13 protein-coding genes are annotated in these 15,012 nt (G+C 46.3%); all 13 read left to right on the top strand.

Annotation, left to right across the window (positions count from 1 at the left end):
* Positions 1-108: 108 nt before the first annotated feature.
* The 13 genes from LU361_RS04900 (at position 109) to LU361_RS04840 (ending at position 14,823) form a co-directional block, all read left to right on the top strand.
* Entirely contained in the window at positions 109-1,662 is a 1,554-nt protein-coding gene (locus LU361_RS04900) for an NAD(P)H-hydrate dehydratase (protein ID WP_233087529.1), read from the top strand.
* Positions 1,655-2,167, top strand: a complete 513-nt coding sequence (tsaE, locus tag LU361_RS04895) for a tRNA (adenosine(37)-N6)-threonylcarbamoyltransferase complex ATPase subunit type 1 TsaE (protein ID WP_233087521.1) — start codon at positions 1,655-1,657, stop codon at positions 2,165-2,167. The genes LU361_RS04900 and tsaE overlap by 8 nt, the downstream gene beginning before the upstream one ends.
* Positions 2,168-2,366: 199 nt before the next feature.
* Positions 2,367-3,722 (top strand): N-acetylmuramoyl-L-alanine amidase, encoded by a 1,356-nt coding sequence (locus LU361_RS04890; RefSeq protein WP_233088202.1) that lies wholly within the window; start codon positions 2,367-2,369, stop codon positions 3,720-3,722.
* A gap of 166 nt (positions 3,723-3,888) precedes the next feature.
* Positions 3,889-5,850, top strand: a complete 1,962-nt coding sequence (gene mutL / locus LU361_RS04885) for a DNA mismatch repair endonuclease MutL (RefSeq protein WP_233087519.1) — start codon at positions 3,889-3,891, stop codon at positions 5,848-5,850.
* 47 nt (positions 5,851-5,897) lie between these two features.
* Entirely contained in the window at positions 5,898-6,839 is a 942-nt protein-coding gene (gene miaA / locus LU361_RS04880; protein ID WP_233087517.1) for a tRNA (adenosine(37)-N6)-dimethylallyltransferase MiaA, read from the top strand.
* Between the two features lie 142 nt (positions 6,840-6,981).
* Complete coding sequence (gene hfq / locus LU361_RS04875) at positions 6,982-7,242, top strand: RNA chaperone Hfq (RefSeq protein WP_233087515.1); 261 nt, start codon at positions 6,982-6,984, stop codon at positions 7,240-7,242.
* Positions 7,243-7,305: 63 nt separating this feature from the next.
* Positions 7,306-8,598 carry a ribosome rescue GTPase HflX gene (gene hflX, locus LU361_RS04870; RefSeq protein ID WP_233087513.1) on the top strand — a complete coding sequence of 431 codons (1,293 nt, stop codon included), beginning with the start codon at positions 7,306-7,308 and terminating at the stop codon, positions 8,596-8,598.
* 180 nt (positions 8,599-8,778) lie between these two features.
* The gene (hflK, locus tag LU361_RS04865; protein ID WP_233087498.1) at positions 8,779-9,930 is read left to right on the top strand and encodes an FtsH protease activity modulator HflK; all 1,152 of its coding nucleotides are present in this window, start codon (positions 8,779-8,781) and stop codon (positions 9,928-9,930) included.
* Entirely contained in the window at positions 9,930-10,811 is an 882-nt protein-coding gene (gene hflC / locus LU361_RS04860; RefSeq protein ID WP_233087497.1) for a protease modulator HflC, read from the top strand. The genes hflK and hflC overlap by 1 nt, the downstream gene beginning before the upstream one ends.
* Positions 10,812-10,991: 180 nt before the next feature.
* A complete protein-coding gene (locus LU361_RS04855; protein WP_233087496.1) occupies positions 10,992-11,180 on the top strand; it encodes a DUF2065 domain-containing protein in 189 nt (62 codons plus the stop codon).
* A gap of 86 nt (positions 11,181-11,266) precedes the next feature.
* Entirely contained in the window at positions 11,267-12,442 is a 1,176-nt protein-coding gene (locus LU361_RS04850; RefSeq protein ID WP_233087495.1) for an ATP phosphoribosyltransferase regulatory subunit, read from the top strand.
* A 55-nt stretch (positions 12,443-12,497) separates the two neighbouring features.
* A complete protein-coding gene (locus LU361_RS04845) occupies positions 12,498-13,790 on the top strand; it encodes an adenylosuccinate synthase (protein ID WP_233087494.1) in 1,293 nt (430 codons plus the stop codon).
* Positions 13,791-14,097: 307 nt separating this feature from the next.
* A complete protein-coding gene (locus LU361_RS04840; protein ID WP_233087493.1) occupies positions 14,098-14,823 on the top strand; it encodes a glycine-rich domain-containing protein in 726 nt (241 codons plus the stop codon).
* The last annotated feature ends 189 nt before the right edge of the window (positions 14,824-15,012 follow it).

Below are 15,012 nucleotides of genomic sequence, written 5' to 3'. Positions count from 1 at the left end.
TGCTGTGTGGGGCGAGCTTGCCATTCGCAGTGCCTTAGCCATGCGCCGAGCGGTTCAGGGTCTGGTATACTGAAAAGCTCGATCTTTAGGCTGGCGCAACGAATAATCATGACGCAACAACAACTTTTGAACCCTCTTGCACGCAAACTATTTTTGGCAGAACAAGTACGTAGGCTCGATAAAACCGCCATAGAAGACTGCAATATTCCCGGTCGTGTTTTGATGAAGCGCGCTGGCCGTGAATGTTTTGAATTCCTGCTAGCGCAATGGCCGAATCCAGAAAAAATGACGATTTTCTGTGGCGGAGGTAATAACGGTGGCGACGGTTATGTGATCGCTGCACTGGCTGCCCAATCGAATATACCTGTTCAAGTCCTATCCCTGGTTGATCCCATGACATTGAAGGGCGATGCAGCTCTCGCCTTTCAGTACGCATTGCAAGAAAACGTCGAGGTGTTGCCGTTTTCATCGAACGTTGCGGCGCCTGAGCAAGGTGTCATCGTGGATGCTCTTTTAGGCACGGGTTTATCGGGAGTGGTTAAGCCTGAATACCGCCAAGCCATTGACCTGATCAACAGTTCGAACTTACCCGTAATGTCTGTGGATATTCCCTCCGGAATCTGTGCCGATACTGGCGCTGTTCTTGGCTGTGCGGTTAAAGCACAAGCGACAGCGACGTTTATTGGAATGAAGTTTGGGTTAACCACCGGGCGTGCTGTGGATTATGTTGGCGAGTTGCGATTTTTTGATTTGCAGGTGCCAGCAGAGATTCACGAACGTCTCACCCCATTCGCTGATTGTCTCTACTTAGACGAATTATTATCTCAAGTGTCGGACCGAGCTGCCGGCAGCCACAAAGGTGATTTTGGCCACTTATTAGTCATTGGCGGCGCAGAAGGCATGGGCGGAGCGGCTTTAATGGCGGCAGAAGCCAGCGTGCGTCTAGGGGCAGGGCGTGTCAGCGCGGCAACGCAAGGAGCCAACAGCATTGCTTTTCTCACTCGCGTTCCCGAGGTGATGGCGCGGTCTGTTTCCGATGTTCATGAGATTGCACCGTTATTGGAGCAGGCAACCGCGATAGCCATTGGGCCAGGGCTTGGTCAAACTCCATGGTCAGAGCAAATGTTTCAGGCGGCCGTTAATGCTAATAAACCGTTAATTATCGATGCAGACGGCCTGAATTTGTTGGCGCGTGACAGTTATGCACAGATGCTCCGCAGTCATCAAAGTGCCGATTGCATTCTTACACCGCACCCTGGCGAGGCGGCGCGTTTACTGGGAGTTTCTACGGCCGATATCCAAAACAATCGACACCAAGCCGCGCAACAACTCGCTTCTAAGTATCGTGCCAATGTTGTTTTGAAAGGCGCCGGAACCCTTGTGATTACCGGATTTGAAAACGATCAAACCGTATCTGTTTGTCGCTACGGAAACCCAGGCATGGCCGGTGGCGGTATGGGCGATGTGTTAACCGGTGTGATTGCGTCTTTGATTGCTCAAGGTTTCGAGGTGGGCTTGGCTGTGAAGCTAGGTGTTAGTTTGCACAGTGTGGCGGCGGAGCAACTGGCAAATCAGTACGGCGAGCGAGGATTATTAGCGACGGATTTAATTCCCGTGATTCGCGCGTTATTAAATAACGTGGAAGATAGTTTCCATGACTGATTTGTTCAAAGTTTCCCTTCCTGATGCAGATGCAACAGTTGCCTTAGGAACCGCTGTTGCCAATGCCGTTAAATTATTGATCGAATCCGAGCCATCGAATACGCAAACCCCCGGTATCGTGTTTTTTTTACAGGGTACGTTGGGGGCGGGAAAGACAACATTTTCTCGTGGAGTTGTTCGTGGCCTGGGTCATACAGGCGCGGTTAAGAGTCCAACTTATACGCTAGTAGAACCTTACGACACGTTGCAAATTCCAGTTTTTCATTTTGATCTGTATCGCTTAAGCGATCCCGAAGAATTGGAATTTATGGGATTTCGAGATTATCTCGATCAAGCAGCACTGTTATTAATAGAGTGGCCGAGTAAAGGCAGAGGGTTTTTATCCGAGCCTGATTTAATGATTAATCTGAACGTTGATGACGCGGTGTCACCTCCGGGGCGAGCGGCAACTTTTGAAGCGAAAACCACAAAAGGGCAGTTATTTTTAGAAAAGTTAAAAATCTAACGTGTTTGCAAGCGAGCCACGGTTTTTGTTTCTGAAGGAAAATTGATCAATAAATTTGCGAAACTCATAGAAACACAACACACTAAAGAATAGCGAACTAATTTTATTGAGAGGATTCTCAGTACGTTAAACAACGTAATACTTGCGTTCTTGATGAGTTGGCGTTGTTTAATTGGGTGTTACGGATGTCTATATTGATATGTTGAGTCGAGATACGAAACCGAATTTCTGTTGGCAACTTTATACCTTTGTCAGCCTATGCCTGTGTGCATTTTTTATCGCTGATGTTGCCCACGCTTCGGTTTCGGTGGACGGTGTTCGATTGTGGCGAGCACCCGATAACACTCGCATTGTGTTGGATTTGAGCCAACCCGTTGAGCATCGGCTGTTCAGTCTAGAATCTCCCGCTCGAATTGTTATTGATCTTTCCGACACTCAGCTTAATGCCGATATTAAAGCGCTGAATCTTGAAAATACTCCCATCAAACGGGTGCGCAGCGCCGCACGAAATGAATCTGACTTACGCATTGTTTTAGATCTGAGCGGTAAAGTGAAACCGCGCAGTTTTGTTTTGGCACGTCAAAGCGGTAAATCCGATCGATTGGTGATTGATTTAAGCGATGAAATTAAATCCACGGTAAAGACCGTTAAAACCGTCGAAAATCGATCCGAATCCAAGCGCGATATTATTGTTGTTATCGATGCTGGACACGGCGGTGAAGACCCAGGTGCAGTAGGTCGAAAAAAACTGTACGAAAAAGACGTAGTGTTGGACATCAGCCGTGAGCTTGCCAAGCTCATTGATAAAGAACGCGGCTTTACCGCTAAGCTCGTGCGCGATGGTGATTACTATGTACCTTTGCACAAGCGCCGCGATTTCGCCCGTAAACAGCGCGCGGATTTGTTTGTGTCGATTCACGCCGACGCCTTTACGAGCCCGCAGGCAAACGGTGCCTCTGTTTTTGCCCTTTCTCACCGAGGTGCGACCTCCGAAACCGCTCGATTTTTAGCGCAAAAAGAAAATGACGCAGATTTAATTGGCGGCGTTACCAACGTTAATTTGGAAGGTAAAAGCCCCGATGTGCAGAGTGTGTTGGTCGATTTATTTATGAAAGCGACGTTGACCTCAAGCTTGGAAGTGGGCACCGATGTCCTCGGAGAAATGTCTAAGGTTGCACGGCTGCATAAATCTCACGTCGAGCAGGCGGGTTTTGTGGTGTTAAAGTCACCCGATGTGCCTTCCATTTTGGTTGAAACCGGTTTTATTTCAAATCCGGGAGAGGCAAAAAAGCTCTCAAGTCGTGCTTACCGTAAGAAAATGGCGCGGCAGATTTTTAATGGTATTAAGTCGTATTTTTATCGTTCACCACCTGCGGGAAGTTACGTTGCTTGGCGCCAGAGCAACGGTGATTCCGATTATGTGATTGCACGCGGCGATACCTTGTCGACCATTGCTCGCAAACACAATGTCTCGGTAACGGCTCTGCGTCGTCACAACGGTTTACGAAGCGATGTCATCCGTGTTGGTCAAAAGTTAAAGATTCCTTCAACGTAAACACTCATTCCTTCTGGGGTTTCGCCCTCTTGTTAAATTCATCAAGCCTTTCACGCGGCTTTGAATGAAATCGTTGCTGTTATTCGCCAGGTTTGTATCTGTCATACTTGGGCGAAAAATCTTCCTCCGGTAGAATTAACCCAAGCGTGTTAATAGGCCCCAATGCATGAGTAAAATTCGTCTCCTTTCGCCTCGTCTTGCCAACCAGATTGCCGCAGGAGAAGTGGTTGAACGTCCAGCCTCTGTCATCAAAGAGTTGTTGGAGAACAGCCTCGATGCGGGCGCGCAACAATTACAAATCGACATTGAGCAAGGCGGCGTAAAACTCATGCGCGTGCGCGATGACGGCAACGGCATTGAAAAAGACGATTTGCCGCTGGCACTGAGCCGTCACGCCACCAGTAAAATTTATCACCTCGACGATTTAGAGGCCGTTGCGAGCTTGGGATTTCGCGGCGAGGCTTTGGCTTCAATCAGTTCAGTGTCACGCCTAACCTTAACCAGTAATACGGGTGAGTCTGCGGCTTGGCAAGCGAAGTGCGAAGGCCGAGATATGGAGACCGAACTTGCTCCAGCGGCACACCCGCAAGGCACATCGGTGGAGGTTCGAGATTTATTTTTTAACACTCCCGCGCGGCGAAAATTTTTACGCACCGAAAAAACAGAATACAACCGCATCGAAGATATTGTTAAAGGCTTAGCGTTATCTCGATTTGATGTCGGTTTTCATTTGCGTCACAACAGCCGATTAATACACAGCTTTCGTAAAGCCGAGCAAACCCTGGAAAAAGAACGTCGCGTGGCGCAAATCTGTGGTGCCGGGTTTATGGACAATGCCGTTGCCATCGATATCGAACGAACGGGTTTGCGCTTGTGGGGGTGGGTGGCACTGCCGAGCTTTTCGCGCTCACAAGCGGATTTGCAGTATTTTTACGTTAATGGCAGAGCCATTCGTGATCGCTTGGTTTCACACGCTGTGCGGCAAGCGTATCAAGATGTTTTGTATCACGGCCGCCATCCGGCGTTTGTGTTGTATTTGGAATTAGACCCCGCCAACGTTGATGTAAATGTACACCCAACTAAGCATGAGGTTCGGTTTCGCGATGGTCGCGTAGTGCATGATTTTCTTTATCGCAGTTTGCACCACGCCTTGGCCGATGTAAGACCCGAGCATCAATTGGCGAAATCTGAGGAGAGCGTCTTAGATTCTGCCAATACCAACGAGAAGCAACCCCCAACACCGGATACGACCGGAGAGTTTGCTGGGCAAAACAGTCTGAGTTTCTCTAAGGCTTCCGCGCAAACGGCGTTTTCCGAACCAGCACAAGCATTTTCAAACGGAAAAGAGATTCAGCAACAAGCACCTCCATCTGAATCGTCTCACTCTCAAGCAGCGCCTTCGTTGTTCTCTCCAAAACCCGCGAATTTTTCCCAAAATGGGTTCTCCGGCAACAAAGTCGAAGAGCAGATATCGGCGTACTCGGCCCTTGCTCCGAAAGGAACAGCTCATTCGCCGGATATAAATCGTGTCGATGATCAGGAAATTCCACCGTTGGGTTTTGCCATTGCGCAGTTAAAGGGGATTTATATTCTGGCTGAAAATGCGCAAGGCTTGGTGATTGTAGACATGCACGCAGCTCATGAACGAATTACCTACGAACGAATGAAGCAGGCATTTGATCAGCAAAGCATTAAGGCACAACCTCTGTTGGTGCCTGAGTCGATTGCAGTGAGCGAATCCGAAGCCGATTTGGCCGATACACACAGCGATATTTTTTCGCAGTTGGGTTTTGAAATTCAGCGCGCTGGGCCAGAAACCGTCGTCGTTCGGCAAGTACCCGTTTTATTGCAAAAAGCGGATGTGACTCAGTTAGTTCGCGATGTTCTGGCCGATATAAAAGTCTACGGCAGCAGTAAACGAATCCGCCAACACATTAACGAGATTTTGGGTACCATTGCTTGTCATGGTTCTGTGCGGGCAAATCGCAAATTAACGTTGGCTGAAATGAACGCGTTGCTTCGAGATATGGAAATTACAGAACGCAGCGGGCAATGTAATCATGGTCGTCCCACTTGGGCGGTACAATCATTATCTGAGTTAGATAAACTCTTTTTGCGTGGGCAGTAAATAAATATTCCGTGAAAAAACTCCCTTCTAATTTCGCTATTTTCATTATGGGACCAACCGCCTCTGGTAAAACGGCGTTGGCACTGTCACTAGCAGACTATTTTCCAATAGAAATCATCAGTGTTGATTCTGCTTTGGTCTATCGAGAACTCAATATTGGTTCGGCAAAACCCACGGCTGAAGAAATGTCTCGTGTGCCTCATCATTTGATTGATGTGTGCGATCCTAGTGTGCCTTTCAGTGTTGCTGATTTTTGTGAGCAGGCAGAGCAAGCGATGCGAGCCATCACCGAGCGAGGAAATATTCCCGTTCTGGTTGGCGGCACTATGATGTATTTCCGATCTTTTTTGGATGGACTGGCACAAATGCCAGCAACCAATGACGACGTTAGAGCGTATATTGAATCTATTGCTTTAGAAAAAGGTTGGCCCGAAATCCATCGACGCTTGGCAGAAGTTGATCCGATCAGCGCCAAAGAGATACACCCGAATCACTCACAGCGGTTGAGCCGCGCCCTGGAAGTGTATTTATCCAGTGGCAAAACCATGACTGAGTTAAGGGAGAATCAAGCGAAGCACAACGAATTTTTACAGAACTACCAAATCGCTCAGTTTGCTATTGGAGCAAACGACCGAAGTCTGTTGCATGAAAGGATTGCTTTGCGTTTTCAGCAAATGCTTGAGCTGGGATTTATCGAAGAAATTGAATCCCTCTATCAGCGCGGCGATCTCAATGAAAACTTGCCGGCCATTCGTGCGGTCGGTTATCGACAATTTTGGAACTACTGCTCAGGTGAGAGTTCTCTAGAACAGGCCCATGAAAAAGCAGTGATTGCCACAAGGCAACTGGCCAAGCGCCAATTGACCTGGCTGCGTGGCTGGAAAGACCCGCTATACTGGCTTTATATCGATGATAACGACGGTAATTTAATACCAAGTCAACAAATTATTGTTAAAGCCTTGAAAATTATAGAGCAGTTCGCCATATAATGATGTTACTTATTAGTTGCTCGTGTCAGTTGTTACGCTTGTAATCAATTGTTTTGAATTCTTAAAACTTTACACGGCTTATTTGTGTTGGTGCGGAATTTAAGTTGATTACGTTTTAAGTTTACTTATTAGGAGAATAATTATGTCAAAAGGGCATAGCCTACAAGACCCTTATTTAAACGTTCTAAGAAAAGAGCGTATTCCAGTATCCATTTATCTTGTAAATGGCATTAAGCTTCAAGGCCAGGTCGAATCGTTTGATCAGTTCGTTGTGTTGTTGAAAAACACGGTAAGTCAGATGGTATACAAGCACGCAATTTCTACCATCGTGCCTTCACGCGCAGTACGTGTACCTATGTTGAATCCAACTAATCCTGAAGAATCGGAATCTGAAGAATCATAATCGTAAAAACTTGTGCTGATTGGGTTCGGCACAAGTCTCAAACCCTGAGAGGTAATCGCTTCTTTGTTTTTTGAACGTCCTAAGTCGGGTGAATTGGCTGTACTCGTTCACTTGCAATTTAGTCATCAACAAGAGCCCGACGATCCTCGCGAATTCGAAGAGCTGGCACTGTCTGCTGGTGCTGATCCCTTAACTCTAATCACTGGTTCTCGCGATAAACCTGAGCCACGGTATTTTATGGGTTCGGGAAAGCTCAATGAGTTGCGAGACATTGTTGTTGCTAATGAAGTCCAGTTGGTGATTTTCAATCACAGCTTATCGCCAAGCCAAGAGCGCAATATCGAAAAAGAACTGAAATGTCGCGTACTTGATCGCACTGGTTTGATTTTGGATATTTTTGCTCAACGTGCCCGCACGCACGAAGGTAAGTTACAAGTTGAGCTGGCTCAGCTTGAACACATGTCAACGCGTCTTGTGCGAGGCTGGACTCACCTTGAGCGACAAAAAGGTGGTATTGGTCTGCGTGGACCTGGTGAAACGCAATTAGAAACAGACCGTCGTCTTTTACGCGCTAGAATTAAGTCGATTAAGGCGCGTTTGGATAAAGTTCGAAAGACACGTGAACACGGCCGTCGAGCGCGAACCCGAAACAGTGTGCCAACGGTGTCTTTGGTGGGTTACACCAATGCCGGTAAATCGACACTGTTTAACTCTCTCACGGATTCCGATGTTTACGCACAAGATCAGTTGTTTGCGACCCTAGACCCGACCATGCGTCGCCTAGAGCTTGCCGACATCGGTTCTTGCGTTTTAGCCGATACCGTAGGTTTTATCAGTCACCTGCCGCACCGGTTGGTGGAATCTTTTCGCGCTACGTTAGAAGAGGCCTCAAATTCTGATTTACTCCTGCACATTATCGATTGCGCTGACCCCGAACGGGATCGCAACATTGATGAAGTGAACAAGGTGCTCGAGGAAATTGATGCCGAAGCTGTACCGACGTTGAAAATCTATAACAAGATAGATTTGCTGGAGTCGGCATGCGGGCGTATCGATCGAGATGAAAACAACAAGCCTGTTGCGGTTTGGTTGTCGGCGCAAACTGGAGAAGGACAAACGCTTTTGAAGCAAGCGCTGTCTGAATGTTTGGCGGTTGAATTAGTCGACGGTTCTCTGTGTTTGGCACCAAATCAGGCTTCATTGCGATCTCGGTTGTACCAACAGCATGCTATCGTGAGTGAGGACTTTACCGACGACGGCAGCAGTATCGTGCGTTTACGCATCCCAAAACCTGACTTAATGCGTATCCTTAGTCATACCAATCACCAATGGTCAGAACTTAAATGGGCAGGTTGATCGGTTGCAAATCTGAATATAGTTTTAACTTTGCAATCTAAATTACAGATAAGTAGTGAAAATTCACTGTAGCGCTTGCTAAAATTCTGTCCTGTTTTGTCTCGTGGCAGGAATTGTTCTTACGGACAACGAAATTTTTACATAACAATAGATTCGCTTGCAGAATAAACGGAGAGCTTTATGGCCTGGAATGAACCGGGTGGAAATAACCAAGATCCCTGGGGTGGAAAACGTGGTGGAGATGGACCGCCAGATTTGGACGAAGCCCTAAAAAAATTCCAAGAGAAGCTCAACGGCGTATTTGGAAATAAAAAACCAAACGGCACCGGTAACAATGTACCGTCACTCGGAAAACTACCGATTGGGCTCATCATTCTGATTGCTGTTGTTGTTTACTTCGCATCAGGTATTTACCAGGTAAACGAACAAGAAAAAGCCGTAATTTTGCGTTTGGGTGTATTTAACCAGACCAAAGGTGCGGGCTTACAATGGAACCCACCCCTTATTGATCAGGTAACCAAAGTTAACGTTACCCGTAAGCGTTTCCATTCCAGCAAAGGCACCATGTTGACCGAAGACTTGAATATCGTCGATATTCAGCTTTCTGCTCAGTATGTGATCAATGATGCCCGAGATTTTGTCCTCAATGTTCGCGAGCCAGAGCTCAGCTTACAGCAGGCGACAGAATCAGCATTGCGTCATGTGGTTGGTTCAAGCGTGATGCACGAAGTGCTAACCGAAGGTCGTGAAGCGATCGCGGTTGATGTTCAAGCGCGTTTGCAGCAGTACTTGGATTCCTACACGACCGGTATTTTGGTCGACAAAGTCAACGTTGAAGAATCTTCGCCACCGCAAGAAGTTCAGGCGGCATTCGATGACGTGAACCGCGCGCGTGAAGACGAAGAGCGCTTGAAGAACGAAGCGCAAACATACGCAAACGGAATTATCCCAGAGGCACGTGGTGCTGCACAAAGAACCATCGAAGAAGCCAACGCATATCGCGATCGTATTGTGGCTCAGGCAGAAGGTGAGGCGACACGCTTTAAAAACCTGTTAACTGAATACGCGAAGGCGCCGGAAGTTACTCGTGAGCGTTTGTACATCGAAACGGTTCAGCAAGTGATGGCAAGCAGTTCTAAGATCTTGGTTGATGTGGAAGGCGGTAACAATATGATGTATTTGCCGTTGGATAAAATCTTCGACCAATCGAATACCAGTATTACTCGATCCCAGCAATTATCTCCTGATGTTCTTCGACAGATTACTGATCAAGCTATTGAGCGAATTCGTCGTGAAAACATAAATACACGTCCAACCCGGGGGAGCCGATAATGAGTCCTAAATCACTTGCTATAGCCATTGTTGTTTTTATCGGAGTGGTTATTGCCTCGAACAGTATCTACATCGTGAAAGAGACTGAGCGTGCGGTGCTATTGCAGTTCGGTGCATTGGATCGAGCGGACATTAAACCCGGTCTTCACTTCAAGATTCCATTTGTTCATCAAGTGCGAAAATTTGATGCCCGTGTCTTAACCTTTGACGCTCGTCCTGAACGCTTTTTGACGGTCGAGAAAAAAGGCATGATGGTGGATTCGTTCGCTAAATGGCGAATTCGCGATGTGAACACCTATTACACGTCAACCAACGGTGACGAGTTGCGTGCTGAAACATTGCTTGCGCAACGAATCAACGAAGGTTTGCGTAACCAGTTTGCTCAACGCAGTTTGCTTGAAGTGGTTTCTGGTGAACGCGATCAGCTAATGACTGATTTGACTAACGCTTTGAATGAATTCACTAACTCCAGTTTGGGAATTGAAGTGGTTGACGTTCGCGTTAAACGTATCGATTTGCCCGATGATGTCAGTGAGTCTGTATTCCGTCGTATGACCTCCGAACGTGAGCGTGAAGCGCGTGAACACCGGGCTAAAGGCCGCGAGCAAGCAGAAGTGATTCAAGCCGATGCCGATCGTCAAAAAGCGGTGATTGAAGCAGAAGCCTATCGTGATGCTGAATTCCTTCGCGGTGAAGGCGATGCTAAAGCGGCAGCTATATACGCAGAAGCCTACAATCAAGATCCTGAGTTCTACAGTTTCTTACGCAGCCTTCGAGCCTATAAAGAGACTTTCAAAGGTCGCGGTGATTTACTGCTGGTTGATCCAGAAAGCGAATTCTTCCGTTACCTAAACGATCCTAACGGCGTGCAGAAAAACTAAGCTAAAAGCTAAACAAAACGCTTTTACACGTGGTAAAATCAGACAAACCGGGCAAAGCGCCCGGTTTTTTTGTGTCTGTATGCCCATCACTGGTTAAAAATTATCAGGTGCTTCTCGCAGAAGCTCTATGAAATTCAGACATTTAGGCGTGAACACCGCACGTTCTAGGAACGCGTTCTAATGTGGGACACATTTCTGCAAGCTGTTGGCTTGATGTTGGTTATTGAAGGAATTCTTCCTTTTATTTATCCAGGGCGCTGGCGTTCATTGGTCGTTCAATTGGCAACGATTCCCGACAATCAGCTGCGATGGGGCGGATTGATCACGATGATTGTTGGTGTGTGTTTATTGATTGCAATGAGCAACTAAAACACCAGTATTCGCGCTGGTATAAGCACAAAGAATGAAAGAGCCTTTGGCAGAATTACCGCTAAGGTCTAATGGAAAATCTTGTTATGAATTACGAAGATCGTTGGCTGCTGCCAGACGGTATTGAAGAGATATTGCCTGAATCGGCCGATCAAATTGAATCATTGAGACGGCAATTGCTCGATGCCTTTCGTCTCTGGGGATACGAATTAGTAATCCCTCCAATGATTGAATACACAGACTCTTTGTTGATTGGTCTCGGTCAAGACATCGACCTTTTGACTTTTAGAGTCACCGATCAACTCAGTGGCCGCATGATGGGTATTCGTGCTGATATTACGCCACAGATTGCTCGAATGGATGCACACAGCTTCTCTCAAGAAGGTGTCAGTCGTCTGTGTTACACAGGCCATGTATTGCATACCAAACCAAAAACGCCTCTGGCAACGCGATCACCGTTGCAAGCTGGGGTGGAATTATTTGGTGGTGCCGGTGTTGAATCCGACATCGAAGTCATCACCTTGCTTTTAGAATCGCTTCAGCAGCTGGATTTGCCAAAGCTTCATCTCGATCTTGGCCACGTGGCTATTTATCGAACGCTCGCTGAAGAGGCAGAATTCACCAAAGAGCAAGAACAAGAATTTTTCCAACTGTTGCAGAGAAAATCTGCCACAGACATTGATCGCTGGGTCAATGAGCACGTGAAGAAACCTCAACACAAAAAGTGGTTGTTGAAGTTGCCTGAGCTGGCCGGTGGTCCTGAAATTATCGATACCGCGCGCGAGTTCTTCAAAGGCGCACCTGCGGCAATTTTCGATGCGCTCGATCAATTGAGTAAGATCGCTCAAACCATTGGTCAGCGTTGTAATTTCGTCAATATGTACTTTGACCTCGGCGAAGTTCGTGGCTATCACTATCACACTGGCGTTGTTTTTGCGGCGTTTGCTTCCGGTTTCGGTGAAGCGATTGCTCGCGGTGGCCGCTACGACAGCATTGGTAAGGTCTTTGGGCGTGCGCGTGCGGCTATTGGTTTTACGGTCGATATTACTTCTGTCAGCCAATTGACCTTGAGTCAATCTGGACAAGAAAATTTAATTTGGGCTCCGTATTCAGAAGACCAAAACTTGTGGTCGGCAGTACGCCGTCTGCGAGATGAAGGTCGTTCGGTAATCGCTGCGCTGGATAAAGACGACGATATTCCGGCGAAGTGTAAACAACAATTGGTATTTGTCGATGGTGAGTACCAAGTGCTTCCGCTGTAATACGGATGCAAAAGACAATATTCAACCCTTTCGAAAGAAACTGTAAAGGCAAGCTATGGGAAGAAATGTAGTAATTTTAGGTACCCAGTGGGGCGACGAAGGCAAAGGCAAAATCGTTGACTTATTGACCGAGCAAGTCGCATTAGTGGCTAGATTCCAAGGCGGCCATAATGCCGGTCATACCTTGGTAATTGATGGTAAAACCACAGTATTGCACTTAATCCCTTCAGGTATTTTACGCGATGGCGTGAAATGTTTGATTGGTAACGGCGTTGTCTTGTCACCAGAAGCTCTATTGAAAGAGGTTGCTGAACTTGAAGCTAACGGTGTTCCCGTTCGTGAACGTCTGCTACTTTCTCCCGCATGCCCACTGATTCTTCCATTCCATGTCGCGCTCGATCAAGCGCGTGAGGCTGCCAAAGGGGAGGCCAAAATCGGTACTACCGGCCGTGGTATTGGACCCGCTTATGAAGATAAAGTAGCTCGTCGTGGTCTTCGTTTGGGCGATGTTTTCAATGAAGAAAGCTTCGCGGAAAAACTCAAAGAAGTTATGCACTACCACAACTTCGCGCTTGAGAAATACTTCGGTGTTGAGCCTGTGTCTTATGAAGATACCTTGGCGCAAGCACTAGAGTGGGCGAAAGAATTGAAGCCAATGGTGGCCGATGTTACCGACATGCTGCACCAAGCACGTGAAAACCAAGAGAACATTTTGTTCGAAGGTGCCCAAGGTTCACTTTTGGATATCGATCACGGTACTTACCCATTTGTGACGTCTTCAAATACCACAGCCGGCGGCACCGCGACGGGTTCTGGTTTCGGTCCTTGTTACCTAGATTACGTACTTGGTATCACCAAAGCTTACACAACCCGTGTTGGTTCTGGTCCGTTTCCTACGGAATTGGATTGCGACGTAGGTGAGCACTTGGGTGTTAAAGGTCACGAGTTTGGTGCTACCACTGGTCGTAAGCGTCGCACGGGTTGGTTTGACGCTGTAGCGGTTAAACACGCTATTCGCATTAACTCGATTTCAGGTATTTGCTTAACTAAGCTCGACGTTTTAGATGGCCTAGAAACCGTAAGAATTTGTGTCGGCTATCAAGACAACAACGGTCAACCGGTTGGTATTCCTTACGATGCCGATGGCTGGGAAAATGTTAAGCCGGTTTACGAAGATATGCCGGGTTGGACAGATTCAACGTTCGGAGCAAAATCACTGGATGAGCTTCCACAAGCAGCGAAAGATTACATCGCTCGACTCGAAGAGTTAACCGGTGCGTCAATTGACATTATTTCAACAGGGCCGGATCGAGTTGAAACAATCGTGAAGAGACACCCATTTGAATAGAATCATAGAAGCCGACGTTAAGTCGGCTTTTTTGTCTTTACGGGTTGTTGGTATTATTTTGATGCGCAGACAATCGATCGTCTGCGAAAGGACAACAAGCTGAAATTAATCGCTTTATTATTTCTTATAATAAAATAGTTAGATTCATATAATAAAATAAATGACAATTATATTTTGAAGCTGTTATTGATAATACGGTTTTTACAAAAATAAGACTAAAAAACGATTTGTTCTATTATCAAGTAAAAAACAAAATATGCATCGTAAAAGAGTGCTTGAGTATTAGAGGCTTTATTAAGGTGTTGCCATGCCTGATATCACTGTTGGCTGGATAGCTGATAATTTATTTTCTGTATTGTTGGTGCTTGCCGTTCTATGGTTGCTCACCTCAAAAAAGTTTGGTCCCAGAGCCTCCTATCTGTCTCATAAGAAAAAACAAAGAGCGGATTTTATTAATCAATATATTTTTCCGAATCGACTCCGAACAACGTTAAAACAAATTTACCCTCATTTAAGCGACGCCGATGTTTTAATTGTTGAACGTGGGCTTAGAAACTATTTTGAGCTTGGCGTATTATCAGGTAAGAAAAATCTCGCCATGCCTTCTCAAGCGGTTGATGTTATGTGGCATGAATTTATTTTGTTCACTCAACAGTACCAAGCGTTTTGCAAAAAATCCTTTGGGCGCTTTTTGCATCATACGCCAACGGAGGCTATGAAAAAGCCCACGCAAGCGCAATCGAGTATAAAAAATACATGGTATTTCGCCTGTAATTTAGAAAATATTAATCCTAAAGAACCAACAAAATTGCCTTTATTATTTTCCCTAGACGCTGATTTGAATATTTCTGATGGATTTCATTATCAGCTCGATTGCCGCTCAAAGGCCTCTAGTGCTCATAAAAACAATTACTGTGCGAGTCACATAGGTTGCAGCTCAGGGTGTTCTTCAGGTTTTGACTCTGGAGATTCTGGGTTTGGTTCGAGTGATAGCGGAAGTTCGTGTGGCAGCGGCTGTGGTGGCGGAGATTAGATAATAAAATCCAATCTTTGTGAGGCAAACAGTGTTGTTCTTGTGTCAATGAGACACCGTTTGTTGATCTTAATCAGAGAGCATTTTGGTGTTAATTAGCGCTTTATACTGGCCTATTAGGCATTGTTGTTTTCTATACCCCTTTGAATAATCTTTTTAGTATAAAATCAGGCTAAATGATCTTTTATA

The organism is Sessilibacter corallicola, assembly GCF_021290925.1.
Classification (GTDB): domain Bacteria; phylum Pseudomonadota; class Gammaproteobacteria; order Pseudomonadales; family Cellvibrionaceae; genus Sessilibacter; species Sessilibacter corallicola.
Note: the sequence above shows the minus strand (reverse complement) of the source record. Positions and strands in the feature narration are given on the sequence as shown.

Excerpts from the sequence above, each read along its gene's own strand:
- hflC (WP_233087497.1), top strand. The coding sequence starts at position 9,930 with ATGAGTCCTAAATCACTTGCTATAGCCATTGTTGTTTTTATCGGAGTG.
- LU361_RS04890 (WP_233088202.1), top strand. The coding sequence starts at position 2,367 with ATGTTGAGTCGAGATACGAAACCGAATTTCTGTTGGCAACTTTATACC.
- LU361_RS04900 (WP_233087529.1), top strand. The coding sequence starts at position 109 with ATGACGCAACAACAACTTTTGAACCCTCTTGCACGCAAACTATTTTTG.
- hflK (WP_233087498.1), top strand. The coding sequence starts at position 8,779 with ATGGCCTGGAATGAACCGGGTGGAAATAACCAAGATCCCTGGGGTGGA.
- LU361_RS04855 (WP_233087496.1), top strand. The coding sequence starts at position 10,992 with ATGTGGGACACATTTCTGCAAGCTGTTGGCTTGATGTTGGTTATTGAA.
- hfq (WP_233087515.1), top strand. The coding sequence starts at position 6,982 with ATGTCAAAAGGGCATAGCCTACAAGACCCTTATTTAAACGTTCTAAGA.
- LU361_RS04850 (WP_233087495.1), top strand. The coding sequence starts at position 11,267 with ATGAATTACGAAGATCGTTGGCTGCTGCCAGACGGTATTGAAGAGATA.
- mutL (WP_233087519.1), top strand. The coding sequence starts at position 3,889 with ATGAGTAAAATTCGTCTCCTTTCGCCTCGTCTTGCCAACCAGATTGCC.
- miaA (WP_233087517.1), top strand. The coding sequence starts at position 5,898 with ATGGGACCAACCGCCTCTGGTAAAACGGCGTTGGCACTGTCACTAGCA.
- LU361_RS04845 (WP_233087494.1), top strand. The coding sequence starts at position 12,498 with ATGGGAAGAAATGTAGTAATTTTAGGTACCCAGTGGGGCGACGAAGGC.
- LU361_RS04840 (WP_233087493.1), top strand. The coding sequence starts at position 14,098 with ATGCCTGATATCACTGTTGGCTGGATAGCTGATAATTTATTTTCTGTA.
- tsaE (WP_233087521.1), top strand. The coding sequence starts at position 1,655 with ATGACTGATTTGTTCAAAGTTTCCCTTCCTGATGCAGATGCAACAGTT.